The 17,948-nt window shown below is 57.6% G+C and carries 15 protein-coding genes; all 15 read right to left on the bottom strand.

What is annotated here, in order from left to right; all coding sequences use genetic code 11:
- Positions 1-8: 8 nt before the first annotated feature.
- Positions 9-920: an AAA family ATPase gene (locus tag ABNH18_RS05770; RefSeq protein ID WP_349381897.1), complete on the bottom strand. Its 912-nt coding sequence runs from the start codon at positions 918-920 to the stop codon at positions 9-11.
- 201 nt (positions 921-1,121) lie between these two features.
- Complete coding sequence (locus ABNH18_RS05765) at positions 1,122-2,336, bottom strand: O-succinylhomoserine sulfhydrylase (protein ID WP_349381896.1); 1,215 nt, start codon at positions 2,334-2,336, stop codon at positions 1,122-1,124.
- Positions 2,337-2,407: 71 nt separating this feature from the next.
- Positions 2,408-3,928: an amidophosphoribosyltransferase gene (gene purF / locus ABNH18_RS05760; RefSeq protein ID WP_349381895.1), complete on the bottom strand. Its 1,521-nt coding sequence runs from the start codon at positions 3,926-3,928 to the stop codon at positions 2,408-2,410.
- Between the two features lie 11 nt (positions 3,929-3,939).
- The gene (locus ABNH18_RS05755) at positions 3,940-4,434 is read right to left on the bottom strand and encodes a CvpA family protein (RefSeq protein WP_349381894.1); all 495 of its coding nucleotides are present in this window, start codon (positions 4,432-4,434) and stop codon (positions 3,940-3,942) included.
- Between the two features lie 197 nt (positions 4,435-4,631).
- The gene (locus tag ABNH18_RS05750; protein ID WP_349381893.1) at positions 4,632-5,255 is read right to left on the bottom strand and encodes an SPOR domain-containing protein; all 624 of its coding nucleotides are present in this window, start codon (positions 5,253-5,255) and stop codon (positions 4,632-4,634) included.
- Positions 5,256-5,335: 80 nt separating this feature from the next.
- On the bottom strand, positions 5,336-6,568 hold the full coding sequence (locus tag ABNH18_RS05745) for a bifunctional folylpolyglutamate synthase/dihydrofolate synthase (RefSeq protein WP_349381892.1): 1,233 nt from the start codon (positions 6,566-6,568) through the stop codon (positions 5,336-5,338).
- Entirely contained in the window at positions 6,561-7,442 is an 882-nt protein-coding gene (gene accD / locus ABNH18_RS05740) for an acetyl-CoA carboxylase, carboxyltransferase subunit beta (protein WP_349381891.1), read from the bottom strand. Before accD ends, ABNH18_RS05745 begins: the two co-directional genes overlap by 8 nt.
- Positions 7,443-7,454: 12 nt before the next feature.
- On the bottom strand, positions 7,455-8,258 hold the full coding sequence (gene trpA, locus ABNH18_RS05735; RefSeq protein WP_349381890.1) for a tryptophan synthase subunit alpha: 804 nt from the start codon (positions 8,256-8,258) through the stop codon (positions 7,455-7,457).
- A gap of 112 nt (positions 8,259-8,370) precedes the next feature.
- Positions 8,371-9,582, bottom strand: coding sequence for a tryptophan synthase subunit beta (trpB, locus tag ABNH18_RS05730; protein WP_349381889.1), 1,212 nt, complete (start codon positions 9,580-9,582; stop codon positions 8,371-8,373).
- Positions 9,575-10,231: a phosphoribosylanthranilate isomerase gene (locus ABNH18_RS05725; RefSeq protein ID WP_349381888.1), complete on the bottom strand. Its 657-nt coding sequence runs from the start codon at positions 10,229-10,231 to the stop codon at positions 9,575-9,577. The genes trpB and ABNH18_RS05725 overlap by 8 nt, the downstream gene beginning before the upstream one ends.
- Positions 10,232-10,305: 74 nt before the next feature.
- A complete protein-coding gene (gene truA / locus ABNH18_RS05720; RefSeq protein ID WP_349381887.1) occupies positions 10,306-11,109 on the bottom strand; it encodes a tRNA pseudouridine(38-40) synthase TruA in 804 nt (267 codons plus the stop codon).
- A 178-nt stretch (positions 11,110-11,287) separates the two neighbouring features.
- Positions 11,288-14,476, bottom strand: coding sequence for a FimV/HubP family polar landmark protein (locus ABNH18_RS05715; RefSeq protein ID WP_349381886.1), 3,189 nt, complete (start codon positions 14,474-14,476; stop codon positions 11,288-11,290).
- A gap of 165 nt (positions 14,477-14,641) precedes the next feature.
- Positions 14,642-15,658 (bottom strand): aspartate-semialdehyde dehydrogenase, encoded by a 1,017-nt coding sequence (locus tag ABNH18_RS05710; protein WP_349381885.1) that lies wholly within the window; start codon positions 15,656-15,658, stop codon positions 14,642-14,644.
- Between the two features lie 21 nt (positions 15,659-15,679).
- Complete coding sequence (gene asd / locus ABNH18_RS05705; RefSeq protein WP_349381884.1) at positions 15,680-16,792, bottom strand: aspartate-semialdehyde dehydrogenase; 1,113 nt, start codon at positions 16,790-16,792, stop codon at positions 15,680-15,682.
- 78 nt (positions 16,793-16,870) lie between these two features.
- The gene (gene leuB, locus ABNH18_RS05700; protein WP_349381883.1) at positions 16,871-17,947 is read right to left on the bottom strand and encodes a 3-isopropylmalate dehydrogenase; all 1,077 of its coding nucleotides are present in this window, start codon (positions 17,945-17,947) and stop codon (positions 16,871-16,873) included.
- Between the last annotated feature and the right edge of the window lies 1 nt (position 17,948).

Below are 17,948 nucleotides of genomic sequence, written 5' to 3'. Positions count from 1 at the left end.
GCGCCGCCCTAGCGCCGTACCACTGGCACGGACTTGAGCAATGATTGGCTAATGGCAGCCACAGTGCCGCCTTGCCGAGCACTCAATCGATGCTCTGCCACGGAGGCCCAGACCGCCTGCACGTCTTCTGGCAGTACATAGTCTCGGCCGGTAATTAGCGCCCAGGCCCGCGCGGCACGCAACAATCCCAAACCGGCACGAGGTGACAATCCCGCTACGAAACGGTCATCGGAACGGGTGGCATCAAGCAATCTCTGCACATAATCGAGCAGCTCTCGGGTCACCCGGATTTTGCCCACCACCTGCGCCAGCTTCATCAGCCCTTCACCGTTAATCACCGCTTTCAACTCGCGCACCTGCTGGCGCAAGTCACCGCCGGCGAGCAGTTCCAACTCCACATCAGGGGCCGGATAGCCCAGAGAAATACGCATCAAGAAACGGTCCAGCTGTGACTCTGGCAACACAAAAGTGCCAGCCTGATCCACCGGATTCTGGGTCGCCACCACAAAAAACGGCGCCGGCAACGGACGGGTTACCCCATCTAGCGTGACCTGTCGCTCTTCCATGGCTTCGAGCAATGCGCTTTGCGTTTTCGGCGTGGCGCGATTGATTTCATCGGCCAGCAGCAGCTGAGTGAATACCGGACCTTCGCGGAGGGAGAATTGCTGGGTGTTGGGGTCGAATACGGACACACCAAGGATATCCGCCGGCAGCATATCGCTGGTGAACTGCACCCGTCGGTAATCCAACTGGAACACCCGAGCCAGCGCATGGGCTAAGGTGGTTTTGCCCATGCCCGGCAGGTCTTCGATCAACAGGTGGCCATTGGCCAGCATGCAGGTAAGGGCCAGTTTCAGTTGTTCTTCTTTGCCCAGTACAACTCGCCCTACCTGGGCCAGGGCTTTATCCAGTGCCTGCATTATGTCCCCCTTAAACCCGGATTCCTCACCAAAACACGTTCCAAGGTGGCAAGCTGCAAGCCTCAAGCTACAACACAGGTTGAGGGCGATGCCGCACTGCGACTGTCCTGCCCGAGGAATCCAGTTGAAAGCTCAAAGTGAAAAGTTGAAGAGGAAAACCCGGAATTTTTCCCCTTTCCCCTATCGGATGTTGCAGCTTGGCTATGCGCTGACCAGCGCCTTCAGACCGCGACTCAGGTCTGCTTGCAGATCCTCAACCGCCTCCAGGCCAATGGCCAAACGAATCAGATTCTCTGTCACACCGGCGCGCTGTTTTTCTTCTTCGTTGACTCGCCCATGGGTGGTCGTCGCCGGGTGAGTCACGGTTGTTTTAACATCACCAAGGTTTGCAGTAATGGAAATCAGGCGAGTGGCATCAATAAAGCGCCAGGCTGCCTGGCGATCACGGTTGCCAGCCGCGTCCTCGACTTCTATGGACATCACCGCGCCATAGGCGGACTGTTGCTTGCCAGCCAGTTCATGCTGCGGGTGACTTTTCAGGCCCGCATAATGGACACGTGCAATGCCCGGCTGCGATTCCAGCCACTCAGCCAACACCATGGCCCGCTCGCTTTGCGCCTTCATGCGCAAGCTCAGCGTTTCCAGCCCCTTGATAAAGACCCAGGCATTGAACGGGCTCATGCAGGAACCGGCAGAACGCACAAACCCAAGAATGTCACTCATGGGCTCTTTCGGGCCAACCACGGCACCACCGAGGCAGCGCCCCTGCCCGTCCAGGTATTTAGTGGCACTATGGATAATCAGGTCAGCACCCAGCTCAATGGGCTTTTGCAGAGCCGGCGTGCAGAAGCAATTATCCACCACCAGCAACGCCCCGTTGTCATGGGCCAGCTTGGCCAGCGCGGCGATGTCACCCACTTCCGCCAGTGGATTCGAAGGCGTTTCCAGAAACAGCATTTTCGTTTCCGGCCGAATAGCCGCTTCCCACTGGGACAAATCACTCATGTCCACCAAGGTAGTATCGATACCGAACTTTTTCAGGTAACGGTCGTAGATAACGTTGGTGGTGCCGAACACACTGCGCGAACTGACGATGTGATCGCCTGGTGCCAGCAAAGCGAAAAAGGTGCCGCTGATAGCCGCCATACCGGACGCGAAAGCCACACAGGTCTCACCACCTTCCAGAGCTGCCAAACGCTGTTCAAAGGCGCGCACGGTAGGGTTGGTAAAACGGGAGTAGATGTTGCCTGGCTCTTCACCACTAAAACGTGCCGCCGCTTGCGCTGCACTTTCGTAGACGAAACTGGATGTCATGAAAATCGGATCCGAATGCGCCATCTCATCCGTACGAAGCTGCGCAGTACGAATGGCCAAGGTTTCCACATTCAGGGTTTTGAGATCCAGATCATCACTCATCAGGGTGCACGACTCCGCGTTACAGGTAACGTTGCCGGCGGCAGCGCCACCGACGTGATTTAATCACTGTATCAGTGATTGTGCAGATCAATAATTTCGTTATCAGCAAGCGCCTGGGTCTTCTCGCTGTCGCCCTTGGCTGCGTCACTGCGACGCGCTTCCAGGTTAGCCAGATAATCCGGGGTAATGTTGCCGGCCAGATACTCGCCATTGAACACCGAGCAATCGAACGACACCACATCCGGATTACCTTCCTGACAGGTTTCCACCAGGTCCTCCAGGTCTTGATAAATCAACCGGTCAGCGCCGATCAGCTCGCCGATTTCATCAGTGGTTCGGCCGTGTGCTATCAGCTCCTGAGCCACCGGCATATCGATGCCGTACACGTTGGGGTATTTCACCGCTGGCGCTGCGGACGCGAAATAGACTTTGCGGGCCCCGGCTTCGCGCGCCATCTGGATGATTTCGTTGCAGGTGGTACCGCGCACGATGGAGTCATCCACCAACAGCACGTTCTTGCCCTGGAACTCCAGTTCGATGGCATTGAGCTTCTGGCGTACAGATTTTTTCCGCTGATGCTGGCCGGGCATGATGAAGGTGCGGCCGATGTAGCGATTTTTAATAAAGCCTTCACGGTATTTCACGCCCAGATGGTTAGCCATCTGCAAGGCGGACGTTCGGCTGGTATCAGGAATCGGAATGACCACATCAATATCGTGGTCCGGCCATTCACGCTCCACTTTCTCGGCCAGCTTTTCCCCCATGCGCAGGCGCGCCTTGTACACGGAGATACCGTCGATAATGGAATCCGGACGCGCCAGATAAACCTGTTCAAAGATACACGGATGCAAGCTCGGGTTATCCGCACACTGGCGAGTGTGCATCTCACCTTCAGCAGTGATGTAAATCGCTTCACCCGGCGCCAGATCACGCACCACATTGAAACCCAGTGAGGACAGCGCCACAGATTCAGAGGCCACCATGTACTCCGGTCCGTTCGGAGTATCCTTGCGGCCAAAGCAGACCGGACGAATACCATGGGGGTCTCGGAAGGCCAAAATACCGTACCCGGTAATCATGGCCACAACCGCGTAAGCCCCTTCCACCCGCTGGTGGACTGCGGCTACCGCGTCAAAGATATCTTTCGGTTCTGGCTGCAACTTGCCCCGGCTTTGCAGCTCGTGGGCAAACACGTTCAGCAGGACTTCGGAATCGGAGGTGGTATTGATGTGTCGCAGGTCGGCACGGAAGATATGCTCGGCCAATGCTTCCGCATTGGTCAGATTACCGTTGTGGGCCAGCGTAATGCCGTAGGGGGAGTTCACATAGAACGGCTGGGCTTCCGCCGAACTGGAGCTGCCCGCCGTCGGATAGCGCACATGGCCAATCCCCATGTTACCGACCAGGCGACGCATATGGCGAGTGCGGAACACATCACGCACCATGCCGTTATCCTTGCGCAGGTAGAGACGATCACCGTCACAGGTCACGATACCAGCCGCATCCTGGCCACGATGCTGGAGAACGGTCAGGGCGTCGTAGATCCCCTGGTTCACATGGCTATGACCGACAATACCCACAATGCCGCACATGGTACTTTCCTCTAGCTGCCGCTTACATTCATGATAAAGGCGAGAAGGCTCTCGCCCACGTCCCGGGTCCACGCTTCCATCATTACCAGATGGGGAACCAGGGTGGATTCATGCCACCAAGGGTCAGCGGCAAACATATGCCGACCCAGAGCAACCAGTACGACCATCAGCAAGACCCCACGCAGGGCGCCGAACACCATACCCATCAACCTGTCTGTACTGCTCAAACCGGTGACGCGAATCAGTTCACCGAGCAAATGATTAATGAGGGCCCCCACTGCCAAGGTCAAGGCAAACAGGCTGCCAAAAGCGACAGCGGCCCGCAGGCTGGGGGTAGTGATCTGGTCCTGAAGAAGGAGATCCAGGGCCGGGCTAAACAGGCGCGCGATGATAAAGGCCGCTACCCATGTGAGCAACGAAAAGGCTTCGCGGGTAAACCCACGGCGCACACTCAGAAGTGCGGAGACTGCGATAACAAACAGAATGATGCCGTCTGCCAGATTCATGTAAAGCGTGCTCTCGCCGGCGGGTTAAGGCTGAAAAAGGGCAATGCCGAACCAGGAAAAGGCGGACATGACACCCTGTAAATAGAGACGGCGCAGTTTATCAGAGGCGAACCCGCTTGCCCATGCATGACTGGCCTTCCCACTGCGCTGAACGCCCCGGCGACAAGGAGCAGAGCACGGCCTGCTGCTGGCACTAATCAGGGTACGTAAATCCGAACCAAGCCCTTTATCTTGAAACGCTGATCGTCGGCTAGCTTTTGCAGAGTGGATTCGGCATCGTCCTTGCGAATTTCCGGGCCGACCATGACGCGGTGCACCACTTTCCCGTCAGGGCTGTCGGTTTGCATGTAAGCCCGATACCCCGCCGCTTTGAGCTTATCGACCATGCCACTGGCATTATCTAAATCGGAATAACTGCCGGTCTGGACCACAAAACCAGCCAGCACAGGGCCATCGGAGGGATCAACCTGGGGCGGCGTTACGGGTTCTTCCGGTGGCGGTACCGGTGCATCCTCCTTCATCGGCGTGACCGGCTCCGGGTCTTCCGGAACCGTTTTCAGCTCCTCATCGCTCAGTTGCTGCTCGGCAGCATCCTGAATCGCCTGGCGGTCGGCCACAAGGCGCTCATCCGCTGTGTCCAGACGGTCCTGCGGCACCACGGGTTCAACCAATACAGTTTTGTGTTCTGGCGGCTCGGGGATACGCATATCCAACGCATTGCGTACCTGCTCAGGGGTACGGAACAGGAACGGTGCCAGCGCGCTGGCCAGAACCAGTAACAGTACAATGCCCACAATGCGCTGACGCGCTCGATTATCCACCGGTTTCTCCATTCAGCGTTCGTTATGACTGAGATCGATTGTTGCCACGGTCGATTATTGCTGCGATCGAAACGCCATCGTTACTGCACCAGCGCCCGGGCCTCTGCCACCGTATAGAAAGAACCGAAGATGATCACCTGATCCTCGTCACAAGCGGCGTCCAGGGCTGCACGGGTAGCGGCCGCCACACTGGCGTACTCTTGATACTGCGCCGTGTCTGGCAAGCTGGTTCGCAGTCTTGCTGTCGGCGCCGCACGGGGAATCTGCGGTGCGGCCAAATGCCATTGTGCCGTCATGCCGTAAAACAACCCAATCACGGCATCAATGGGCTTGTCGACCATCATACCGAACACCAGATGCCGAGTCCCTGCACAAGGCGGGAGCTGTTGCACAAAGCGTTGCACCGCGGGCAGATTGTGGCCCACATCGAACCAACAGGACACCCCATCGATGTACTGCTGTTCGCAACGACCAAACAGGCCCAGTTCGGCCACCGCCATCACATCCGCTTCCCCGCATTCCACGCCCGCCAATGCCAACGCCTGGCAGGCCGTGGCCAGGTTATCCGCACCCAGGCGCACAGAGGCGGGCAAAGGCAGCTGCCGACCGCCCGTCAAAAACAGCGCATCACCCTGGACATGAAAGTCGCGACCGGCAAACACTGGTATCGCGCCCAACGTTGCAGCCAGGGAAACCAGGTTGTCCGGCCAGTCCATTTCCCCAAACACCAACGGTTTAGCAGGCCGGCCGATGCCGCACTTCTCGCCAGCAATAGCCTCACGGGTATCACCCAGCCAGTCTTGGTGATCCAAGCCCACCGAAGTGACCACCGATACATCAGGCTCCACGATATTCACCGCATCCAGCCGCCCACCCAGGCCCACTTCCAGCAAGATCAAATCAGCCCCGCTGGCCTTGAACAACCAGAGCGCAGCCAGCGTGGTGAATTCAAAATAGGTAAGCGGCACTTCTGCCCTCGCCTGCTCCACCTGTGCGAACGCCGCGCATAACTGCGCATCACTGGCCAAGCCTTCCGGCAGGCGTACCCGTTCGTTGAACACGTGGAGGTGAGGAGAGGTGTACAGGCAGACCTTGCGGCCCTGGCGCTCCGCTACCGCCGTCATTAGACGCAACGTGGATCCTTTGCCATTGGTACCGGCAACGGTAATCACGGGGACGGAAAAATGCGCCACTGCCAGACGGGTAGCAACGCCGTGAAGTCGATCCAGGCCCAGTTCGATCTCTGCCGGGTGCATGGCCTCAATGCGGCGCAGCCACCCGGACATAGAATCAGGCAGAGAGGTGTCAGTCATTCAGCGCCAGTGGCGACCAGCCCATCATGTTGGCCAGCAGACGGTGGAGGGTGTCACGCATGTCATGCCGGGACACGATCATGTCGATGGCGCCATGATCCAGCAAAAACTCACTGCGCTGGAAACCTTCCGGCAATTTCTGGCGCACCGTCTGCTCGATTACCCGAGGGCCGGCAAAACCGATCAACGCATTGGGTTCCGCCACATTCACATCACCCAGCATGGCCAACGACGCGGAGACACCACCATAAACCGGATCGGTGAGCACCGAGATAAACGGCAACCCCGCCTGGCGCATTTTTTCCAACGCGGCGCTGGTTTTTGCCATCTGCATGAGCGAGAAGAGAGCTTCCTGCATACGCGCCCCGCCACTGGCTGCGAAACACACCAGCGGTAGCTTCTGTTCCAGGCACACATTCACCGCGCGAACAAAACGCTCACCCACTACGGAGCCCATGGAACCGCCCATAAAGTTAAACTCAAAGGCACAGGCCACCAGCGGTTCGCCATGCAACGCCCCTTTCAACACCACCAGGGCATCTTTTTCCTCGGTGGATTTCTGGGCCGCCACCAGACGGTCTTTATACTTCTTGGAGTCCTTGAACTTGAGCCGATCCACCGGCGCCAGCTCAGCACCGATTTCCGTCTGCACACCTTCATCCAGAAACAGTTTCAAGCGTCGGCGAGCATTAATACGCAAATGGTGATCGCACTTGGGACACACATCCATGTTGCGGTCTAGTTCTGGCCGATAAACCACCCCTTCGCAACGCGGGCACTTTCGCCACAACCCTTCAGGAATATTGTTGCGTCGGCTTTCCTGGGGGCGACGTACGGCGGGGAGGATTTTCTCCAGCCAGTTGCTATTGCTCATGCAAAGGTCCCGTTATTGATCCATGGCGTTACGCATAGCGCTGAGAATACCGCCAACCGCGTTATTAATCGCGTCCGGAGTATCCTTGTTTTCAGCAATTTGGTTCACCAGAGCACTACCAACGACCACACCATCGGCTACCCGGCTCACCGCCTGCGCAGATTCAGCGTCTTTGATACCAAAGCCGACACCAATGGGCAATTGAGCAAGGTTGCGAATTGTTTCAACCCGGCTTGCCACTTCATCCACATTCAGGGTTGCGGAGCCGGTGACGCCCTTCAGGGAAACGTAATAGAGGTAGCCGGAGCCGGCTTTGCCAATTAGCTTGATGCGGGCATCCGAGGTGGTGGGCGCGACCAGGAAAATCATGTCCAGGCCTTGGGCGTCCATCAGTGGCTTCACATCCAGCGCTTCTTCTGGCGGAAGATCCACCAGCAGCACCCCGTCCACACCGGCCTCCGCTGCGGCTTTGGCAAATGCCTCGTAACCCATGACTTCCACCGGGTTCAGGTAGCCCATCAGCACCACCGGCGTGTCCGCGTTGGTTTCGCGGAATGTCTTAACCATATCCAGGATATCGCGGGTGGACGTGTTATGCGCCAGCGCACGCTCGCAGGCCAACTGGATCACCGGCCCATCCGCCATGGGATCGGAGAACGGTACGCCCAGCTCAATGATATCCGCGCCAGCGTCTACCATGGCGTGCATCAGCGGCACCGTCACTTCTTTTACCGGATCACCGGCCGTCACAAAAGGAATCAGGGCCTTGCGCTTCTGGTCGGCGAGGCGCTGGAAGCAACTTTCAATACGACGCATTTCTGCTCCTTAAAACAGGTAGAGGAAAAGCCCCGCAGGGCCTTCCCAGGTTGCTGCCAGCGCGCGGGGCAATGGAGCAACTTCTCTAATAAGCCAGCCGGCAATAACGGGATCAGATGTCCATCCCGTCGATTGCTGCTACGGTCAGAATATCCTTGTCACCGCGCCCGGAGAGGTTCACTACAATGTTCTGGTCCGGCGACATGGTGGGTGCCAGCTTGCGGGCGTAGGCCAAGGCGTGAGCCGATTCCAGCGCAGGCATGATGCCCTCTACCAGGGTCAACTCACGAAATGCCGAGAGCGCTTCCTGGTCATCCGCAGCCACATATTTCACCCGGCCCAGATCCTTTAGCCAGGAATGCTCAGGACCCACACCGGGATAATCCAGACCCGCAGACACAGAATGCGTTTCTATAATCTGGCCGTTGTCATCTTCCATCAGGTAGGTGCGGTTACCGTGCAGAACACCGGGGCGACCCGCGTTCAACGGTGCAGCATGGCGTCCAGTTTCAATTCCGTCGCCTGCCGCTTCCACCCCAAACATGGCCACGTCGTCATCGTTGAGGAACGGGTGGAACAGACCAATGGCGTTGGAGCCACCGCCCACGCAAGCGACCAGTGCATCAGGCAGCTGACCGGCTTGCTTGAGGCTTTGCTCGCGGGCTTCACGACCGATAATGCACTGGAAATCACGCACCAGCTGCGGGTAAGGATGCGGGCCAGCCACTGTACCGATGATGTAGAAGGTGTCATCTACGTTGGTAACCCAGTCACGCATGGCTTCGTTCATGGCGTCTTTCAGGGTCCGCGAACCAGAGGTCACCGGAATCACTTCTGCGCCTAGCAACTTCATGCGATAAACGTTGAGCTTCTGGCGCTCCACGTCTTCGGCACCCATGTACACCTGACAGGTTAGGCCCAGACGGGCAGCAACTGTGGCGGTAGCCACCCCGTGCTGGCCGGCACCAGTTTCCGCGATGACCCGCGGCTTGCCCATGTGCTTGGCCAACAGCGCCTGACCGATGGTGTTATTCACCTTGTGTGCGCCGGTATGGTTAAGATCTTCACGCTTGAGCCAGATCTTCGCACCACCGAGCTGCTTCGACCATCGCTCTGCCAGGTACAGCGGAGACGGACGGCCCACGTAATGGGCCAGGTCATAGTCGAAATCCGCACGAAACTGCGGATCGTCCTTGAGACGCTCGTACATGGCCGTCAGTTCGTCCAAAGCCCCCATCAGGGTTTCGGAAACGAAGCTGCCACCAAACTGACCAAAGTGGCCACGGGCATCAGGAAAAGCAGAAAAATCAGGGCGTTCAGACACCAGCTACTCCTCGTGTTTTGACACTATTGATAAAGGCGCGAATGGCAGAGGCATCCTTGATGCCACCACTGCGACGGCCCTGAACATTCTTCTGCTCAACGCCGCCACTCACATCCACCGCCCATGGCCGAACCTGTGTCACGGCTGCAGCCACATTGTCCGGGTGCAGGCCGCCGGCCAGCACCACGGGCAAGGGCAGGTCTTTCGGTACCCTGCCCCAGTTGAAAACTTCTCCGGTGCCGCCTGGCAGCCCCGGTACATAGCTATCCACCAACAGCCCTGCCGCGTTGCGGTACGCCTGCGCGCATTGATGAAGATCAACGTCGTCCCTCATCCGTACCGCCTTGATCCAGGGGCGCCCGAAACTGTCGCAGTACTGTGGGTCTTCATTGCCATGAAACTGCAGTAGATCCACCGGCACGGTGGCCAGCACCCGGTTGATCTCGTCACGGGGGGCATCCACAAACAGCGCCACCGTGGTTACAAACGGGGGCAAGCTGGCACAGATCTGTGCCGCCCGGGCCACTGTCACTGCGCGAGGGCTGGGCCCATAAAAAACCAGACCAATCGCATCGGCACCGGCCTTCGCCGCTGCCAATGCATCTTCAATTCGGGTAATACCGCAGATTTTGACCCGGGGTATGGTCATGGGTACTCCAGTGTAACAAAAATCAAGAATTATAGCGTGTTACGTTGAGCATGAGGCATGTTGCGCTTACACCATTATGCCTGAAGGTCATCCGGTAGCCACAGGGGCCCAAGGGCGTCTTTCGGCAATGCAAAGCGGTCTGGATACTCGATTTGCACCAGGTACAAGCCAAACGGCGGTGCGGTGGCGGCCCCTTTGCGGCGATCACGCCCCTCCAGAACCTCCTTGGCCCAGCATGACGGCTTCTTGCCCGCTCCCACGCTCATTAGCACTCCAGCTATATTACGCACCATGTGCATCAAGAACGCGTTAGCATGGGCTTCCAGCACAAGCACTTTGCCATGCTCGTAGAGGGTCAGGCTGTGCATTGTTTTCAATGGCGACTTGGCCTGGCAATGCACGCTGCGGTAGGCAGTGAAGTCATGCGCACCCACCAGATGCGCAGCAGCCTCACGCATGGCGGCCACATCAAGCGGGCGGTAATTCCAGGTCACCTGATTGCGATACAGGGCCGGCGGGCGGGCGTGATTGTAAATCACGTAACGATAGCGACGGCTCACCGCGGAAAAACGCGCATGAAACGCATCCTCCACGGGCACCGCCCACCGTACGGTCACGTCTCGCGGCAGATTGGTATTGGCGCCCATGATCCAGCTCTTCATTTCACGGGGAGCATCAGAGTCAAAATGTACGACCTGCCCGGTACCGTGCACACCCGCGTCCGTTCGCCCCGCGCACACCACGGCTACCTGGTGGTTCGCGACTTTACTTAATGCCGCTTCCAGACACTCCTGGACCGTACGCACCCCGGGCTGCTGTGTCTGCCAGCCACGAAAGTCCGTGCCATCGTACTCAATACCCAACGCAATACGTGCCATGTTCCACCATGTCGTTACAGAAGCTTTCTTCGCAGCTTGCCGCAAACAGCGACTTCCCCACAGTGCCCGTCAAAAGTATTGGCAAAGGTTTCAGTGATCGACAGGTACAGAGAAGCCATAAAAAAAGGGGGCGATACCATAAGGCATCGCCCCCTTTTTGCCTAGGGAGACAGGTAGGTTAACCCACCTGGCTGAGGAGCTCCCGGGCTTCGGACTGTTGCTGGTCACTACCTTCGGAGATCACTTCGTTGAGGATATCCTTGGCACCTTCGTTATCACCCATGTCGATATAGGCTTTGGCCAGATCCAGCTTGGTCGCGTTCTCGTCGGTTTCACCCAGGAAGTCGAAGTCATCCTCATCGGCCAGCACATCCGCACTGGACGGAGCAGGCGTATCATCCACGGGCGCGTCGGGCACAGCCACTGGCTCGATGGACACCGTTTCTTCCTGCGGCGTCTGCGCATCGACCACGTCAGCATCGGCGGCTTCAGGGGCATCGAACGACAAGGTCTGGTCGTCATCCAGGTTCAACTCGTCATCACCCAGCAGGTCTTCCAGCGAGCCGTCATCAGCGGCGGCGACTTCGTCCGCGTCAATCTGCTCGTCAGCCACCGGCGCAGCGTTTGTTTCCGCTGCATCCAGGTCCAGCGCGGTGATATCGTCAAGAGAATCATCAGCGTGGGCGGTACCACCCAGTGACTTCTCGGCTTCGTCTAGCTCCAGATCAATATCGAGATCTGACAGGGTATCGTCTTCTGCCAGCTGTGGAGCATTACCGGTTTCGTCAGACAAATCCAGATCGTCCAGAGACAAATCCAGCTCTTCATCAGCGGCCGGTTCAGCAGACAGATCGTCGAATTCCGCGTTCATTTCATCCAGATTCAAATCACCGAATTCGGTGTCATCTTCCAGGGTCGCGCTGCCGATATCGTCCAGCTCAAGCACCGAGTCCGCAGACAGTGACTGCTTGTCCGCGTCAGACATCTCCGGTTCTTTTTCCGCGCCGTCTTCACTGTCGAAATCCAGACTGAATTCATCATCCTGCGTGTTGGCCGAAGAAGACGATGTTTCGCTTTCCGCATCCAGCATGACAGTGGCGTCTTCGCTGTCGGCTTCAGCAGCATCCAGCTCAAAATCAAAATCCGCCAGCTCATCAGAACTTTCCGGTTCCAGATCCGGCGCTTCCGCTTCAATGGTCGGCGCGCTGGCAGGCTCGCCACCCAGATCAGAAGACAAGCCCATTTCCAGGTCATCCAGGGACAGCTCATCATCATCCTGAGCTACCGGCGTCACTGCTCCGCCCAGACGGGCAATGGCAGCATCTACATCGGCACCGGTGCCGGCATAGGCCGTCGCTTGCTGCTGGAATGCGGCGTCATCGCCCATTTCTTTCAGCAGTTCCAGCAAACGCACTTTCAGGTCTGCCCGTTCCGGTGATTTATTGATTTCGTTACGCAGGAAGTCAACGGCTTGAGGGTAGCGACCGTAGGCCACATACACTTCCACATCTTCCAGCGGATCCTGACTACCGCCCTGCCCCTGTACCGGCAGCGCGTCAGCTTCATCTTCATCGGCGGTAGCAACAGTTGGCGCGCTTTCGTCGTCCAGATTCAAGCCGAATTCATTGTCCTGCTGGTCGTCAACATCATCAAACAGTGGGCCATCCAGGTCTTCGTTGTCGTCTTTCTTCTTGCCCCGCAGTAGCAAAACAATCAGCAGCACAATAGCCAGCACACCCAGCAGGATGTACAGCAGGTTTTCCATGATCAGATCGACAATGCCACCACTTTGGGCAGCCGGCGGCTGAGCAGGCGCCACAGGCTCGGGTTTGGATACCGGCTCTACCGGTTCAACCGCACTGTCCGCCGCAACCTCTTTGCCATCGACACTGTCAGCAGCGCTCTGTGCCCCCTCAGCGGCATCTGCATCGGTTGCACCGTCATTTTTTTCCGCCACGTCTTCATCGGAGCCTTCCAGGGCCACAACATCATTGCCAGCGGTTTGCTCACCATCTTCAGCCGTGCTATCAGCCGCGGCAACAGACGCATCCGATTCAGCATCACCCGCCGTGTTTTCGCCTTCAGCATAAACCTCCGGCGGCGCCGGCTCTTCCATCAACGGATCATTGTCCGGCGATGCAAGGCCCTGTTCTTCACGCAGTTTACGCAGCTCTTCCTGCAACTGGGTGATCTGGTCATTACGCAGTTTCAGCAATTCTTCACTAGTGGAGCTTTGCGCTTCCAAATCACCCAAACGGGATTTCAGTTCAGAATTTTCACGGTCCAGACGATCCAGGCTTTCATCGCGAATCGCCAGCTCGTTCTCAAGTACCGCGGTATTGGCATTGCCCTGTTCGTCAGAACCGGTGCTGTCACCATCATCAACGCCGGCGGCGGATTCCGGAGATACCAGTTTCACTTCACCACGGGTTGGCGCCTCAGCGTCATCGTCGGTGTCAGCCACCTGGCGGGAACCGTCAATCTGCGCACGCTGCGGGGATTGAATGCCCCGCTTTTCCAGCATGTCACGCCATTGGCGATTCTGGTCAGCCACTTCCACGATGGCAGAACGGGTAGAGATGGTCCGCACTTCCTGTTCGTTAGGAATACGCAGAACGGTGCCTTCGCGTACCAGATTCACATTATTGTTGATGAACGCATCCGGGTTCATTTCCTGAATCGCCACCAGCATCTGTTGTACAGAGACACTGTTTGAGGGGCGGTTATTCAGGGCGATTTGCCACATGGTATCGCTGGAACGCACGGTGTAACTGCTGCGGGGGCCGCTATCGGCCACTGCAGGAGCAGACTGAACCTGCTGAGGTTCCGATTCGATGGCGGGCTCAGGCGTTCTGTCTGGCTGGGATGCTGTCGCAGGTGCGGGTGCCGGCGCGGGGGTCGTCGGCTCGCTGCGAGTTACCGGCTGCGGTACGCGACTGATGGTCGGCGCAGCGGTCACAGCGCTATCGGCAAAGCTGGGCGGGTCCAGCAATACCGTGTATTCACGCATCAGGCGGCCCGTGGGCCACAGGAATTCAACCAGAAAGTTCAGGTAAGGCTCACGCACCGGCTGATCCGTAGAAATATGCAGCTGGGCTTTGTCGCCCCCCTGAAGCTCTACAGAAAATTCCAGACGGTTGAGGAAATAGCTGCGATCAACGCCAGCAGCATCGAATTCTGACTGGGGCGCCAGATTCACCAGAATCTCATCTGCTGACAGGTCTCCGACCTCGTGCAGAGAGACATCCATATCCAGGGGCTGGTTCAAATAGGAATTAAGCTCGTATTCCCCTACCCCCAATGCTGCTGCTACGCCAGGCGCCATCATCGCCACAGCTGTTAAGCCAAACCCAAGTTTTCGAAGCATGGTCGAACCCTTTATTTATTATGTTTCCCGCGCTCAGCCCGATCCCGCGGGCCTTACGGATGTACCCGAGGCGGCAAGCTGTCCTATATGACGCCGTTCACACATTCTGCCTCAGGCCAGAGTCAAAACCTAGAAACCGTGTCACATAATGTCAGTAAGTATCCATTACAGATAGTCTTTTAGCAACTTCTCGACTATTTTCACCGCGTTCAGCGCGGCCCCCCAACGGACATTATCGGCAACGCTAAAATAGCTCAACGCCCCGCCCGCTTCCATCTCTTCGCGGACCCGGGAAATGCGCATTACCGGCTCCCCTTCCACCATGGCCACCGGCGACATGGCCTGTGGATCGTCACTGTCCTGCACCGACATATCGCCGCCGTTATCCCACAGAGCATGGCATTGCGCCGCCGACAGGCCCTGCATGCTACGCACGGTGACACTCTGGCCGTAACCATAAAAAACCGGCACCCGTACCGTGGTCGCCTGAATGGAGAAGGGCTGGTCGGCCAGAATGCGGCGTGTTTCCAGCATCAACTTGAGCTCTTCGCTGGTAAAGCCGTTTTCCTGGACCTGACCGCTCACAGGCAGCACATTGAAGGCAATTTGCGCCTGAGCCGCCTCACTGGGAGACAGGCCATTGAGCAGACGCACACTTTGTTGAGCCAACTGGTCCACACCGGCCTTGCCGGTGGCCGATGCCGCCTGGAACTGGGTAACGACCACATCCTGCAGAGGCCCCAGTTCAAGCAGTGGCTTAAGCGCACGCAGCAACTGAACCGTGGATGCATCGGCACAGGCCACCAGATTTTGCTCCCGGGCCTGGGCCAGCATCTCATCATTCACATCCGCCACAACCAACGGAATATCTGCCTCGTAGCGATAAGCGGGGGACAAATCCACCACCACCGCGCCAGATTCCGCCGCCGCCGGCGCCAAGGACTGGCTGACGGACGCGCCCGCCGCAAACAACGCCACCTCCACTTGGGAAAAGTCGAAACCCTCGGCGGTGCGCACAGTCAGGGATTTGCCAGCAAAGGAAATCTTGCTGCCGGCACCATTTTCGGAAGCCAAAACAAAAAGCTCGCCGACCGGAAATTTCCGATCAGCGAGCAATTTGATGATGGCCTCACCGACCAGGCCGGTTGCACCGACGATGGCCAGATTGATAGACCGATCCATCACTTACCTCTATTTGACGCCTTAGCGCTCGAGAAGAATTCGCAGCATGCGGCGCAACGGTTCGGCCGCACCCCACAATAGCTGGTCACCAACGGTAAAGGCATTGAGGAACTCGCCCCCCATATTCAGCTTGCGCAGGCGACCCACGGGAATACCCAGGGTACCAGTCACAGCGGTGGGAGTGAGATCACGCAGCGTCTCTTCCTTGGTGTTGGGCACCACTTTCACCCAGTCATTAGACTTGGCGATGATGTCATTCACTTCATCCATGGGCACATCGCGAGTCAGCTTCACGGTCAGCGCCTGGGCGTGGCAGCGCATGGCGCCAATACGCACACAAGTGCCATCCAAGGCAATCGGGTTGCTGCTGCGGCCGAGAATCTTGTTGGTTTCCGCCTGCGCTTTCCACTCTTCCTTGCTTTGACCGTTTTCCATTTCCTTGTCGATCCAAGGCAACAGGGAACCGGCCAGCGGGAAGCCAAAGTGCTCACGGGGCATGGCATCGCTACGCATGCTTGCTGCTACCTGGCGATCAATATCCAGGATGGCACTGGCCGGGTCGGCCAATTTATCGGATACATCACCGTGGATCTTGCCCATCTGGGCAATTAGCTCGCGCATGTTCTGTGCACCAGAGCCGGATGCGGCCTGGTAAGTCTGGGCACTGGTCCACTCCACCAGCCCCTCATTGAACAATCCGCCCATCGCCATCAGCATCAGGCTTACGGTGCAGTTACCGCCGACAAAATCTTTGGTGCCGTTCTGCAGCGCGTCATCAATGACTGAACGATTCACCGGATCCAGCACGATGACACTGTTGTCTTGCATGCGCAGCGTGGACGCTGCATCAATCCAGTAGCCGTCCCAGCCCGCTTCACGCAGCTTGGCATAGACCTCGCTAGTGTAATCGCCGCCCTGGCAAGTCACGATCACATCCAGCGCTTTCAATTCATCAATATTTTTGGCATCGCCCAGGGCCGGAATATCCTTGCCCACGTCCGGGCCAGCCTGGCCGACCTGAGAGGTCGAGAAAAAGACCGGTTCGATATCTGCAAAATCATTTTCGGCAGTCATGCGCTCCATCAATACGGAACCCACCATGCCACGCCAGCCGACAAAACCGACTTTCTTCATTAGAAACTGTCTCCTGAAAGGGTTGCCCTTTCTATCAGTGAATCAATGCGCGTGTTACGCCTGTGCGTCATGCCTCAGTCATGCTTGTGACAAAGCATCAGCAACGGCGCTGCCCATTTCTTCGGTGCCCACTTTGCGAGTGCCCTCGGTGTAGATATCCGCAGTACGCAGCCCCTGATCGAGAACGCGCTCGACGGCGGCCTCAATGGCATCTGCCACGTCGCCACGCTCCAGGCTGTAACGCATCAGCATGGCCAGCGACATGATGGTCGCCAACGGGTTAGCGATGCCCTGGCCGGCAATATCCGGTGCCGAGCCGTGACAGGGTTCGTACAAGCCCTTGCGGTTTTCATCCAGTGACGCGGAGGGCAACATCCCGATGGAGCCGGTGAGCATGGCGGCTTCATCGGAGAGAATGTCACCAAACAAATTGCCGGTGACAATCACATCAAACTGTTTCGGCGCACGCACCAGTTGCATGGCCGCGTTGTCCACATACATGTGTGACAACTCGATCTCCGGGTAGGCTTTTGCCTCCTCGGTAACCACTTCCTTCCAAAGCTCGGTGACTTCCAGCACGTTAGCCTTGTCCACCGACAGCACGCGTTTGTCACGCTTCATGGCGAGTTCAAAAGCCACTTTCGCGATGCGTCGCATTTCCGACTCGGTGTAAACGTAGGTGTTGAAGCCCACACGCTCACCGTTTTCTTCCTTGATACCACGGGGCTGACCGAAATAGATGCCACCGGTGAGCTCGCGGACAATCAAAATATCCAGCCCGGACACCACTTCCGGCTTCAGGCTGGACGCATCCGCCAGCTGCGGAAACAGAATGGCCGGGCGCAGGTTGGCAAACAGGCCCAGCGATGAGCGTAAACGCAACAGCCCCCGCTCAGGGCGCTTGTCACGTTCAATGGTGTCCCATTTTGGACCGCCAATGGAACCGAACAGAATGGCGTCGGCGGCACGGGCTTTTTCCAGTGTCCCTTCCGGCAGCGGATCATTTTCCGCATCCACCGCGGCACCGCCAACCAGAGCCTCATCCAGCTCCACGTCCATCCCGAACTTCTGCTTGGCCACGTTCAGCACCTTGACCGCTTCTTTCACGATCTCCGGGCCAATACCGTCACCCGCTAACACCAACACCTTGCTCATT

This window comes from Alcanivorax sp. (assembly GCF_040118815.1).
Lineage (GTDB): Bacteria > Pseudomonadota > Gammaproteobacteria > Pseudomonadales > Alcanivoracaceae > Alcanivorax.
The sequence above is the reverse complement of the archived record's forward strand: the minus strand, read 5'-3'. Positions and strand labels throughout refer to the sequence as shown.

Coding starts and splice junctions, on each gene's coding strand:
- purF (WP_349381895.1), bottom strand. CDS start 3,928: ATGTGCGGCATTGTGGGTATTGTCGGTCATAGCCATGTGAACCAGGGG.
- ABNH18_RS05755 (WP_349381894.1), bottom strand. CDS start 4,434: ATGAATCTGGCAGACGGCATCATTCTGTTTGTTATCGCAGTCTCCGCA.
- ABNH18_RS05725 (WP_349381888.1), bottom strand. CDS start 10,231: ATGACCATACCCCGGGTCAAAATCTGCGGTATTACCCGAATTGAAGAT.
- truA (WP_349381887.1), bottom strand. CDS start 11,109: ATGGCACGTATTGCGTTGGGTATTGAGTACGATGGCACGGACTTTCGT.
- ABNH18_RS05765 (WP_349381896.1), bottom strand. CDS start 2,336: ATGAGTGATGATCTGGATCTCAAAACCCTGAATGTGGAAACCTTGGCC.
- ABNH18_RS05745 (WP_349381892.1), bottom strand. CDS start 6,568: ATGACTGACACCTCTCTGCCTGATTCTATGTCCGGGTGGCTGCGCCGC.
- ABNH18_RS05710 (WP_349381885.1), bottom strand. CDS start 15,658: ATGGATCGGTCTATCAATCTGGCCATCGTCGGTGCAACCGGCCTGGTC.
- accD (WP_349381891.1), bottom strand. CDS start 7,442: ATGAGCAATAGCAACTGGCTGGAGAAAATCCTCCCCGCCGTACGTCGC.
- trpA (WP_349381890.1), bottom strand. CDS start 8,258: ATGCGTCGTATTGAAAGTTGCTTCCAGCGCCTCGCCGACCAGAAGCGC.
- ABNH18_RS05715 (WP_349381886.1), bottom strand. CDS start 14,476: ATGCTTCGAAAACTTGGGTTTGGCTTAACAGCTGTGGCGATGATGGCG.
- leuB (WP_349381883.1), bottom strand. CDS start 17,947: ATGAGCAAGGTGTTGGTGTTAGCGGGTGACGGTATTGGCCCGGAGATC.
- ABNH18_RS05770 (WP_349381897.1), bottom strand. CDS start 920: ATGCAGGCACTGGATAAAGCCCTGGCCCAGGTAGGGCGAGTTGTACTG.
- asd (WP_349381884.1), bottom strand. CDS start 16,792: ATGAAGAAAGTCGGTTTTGTCGGCTGGCGTGGCATGGTGGGTTCCGTA.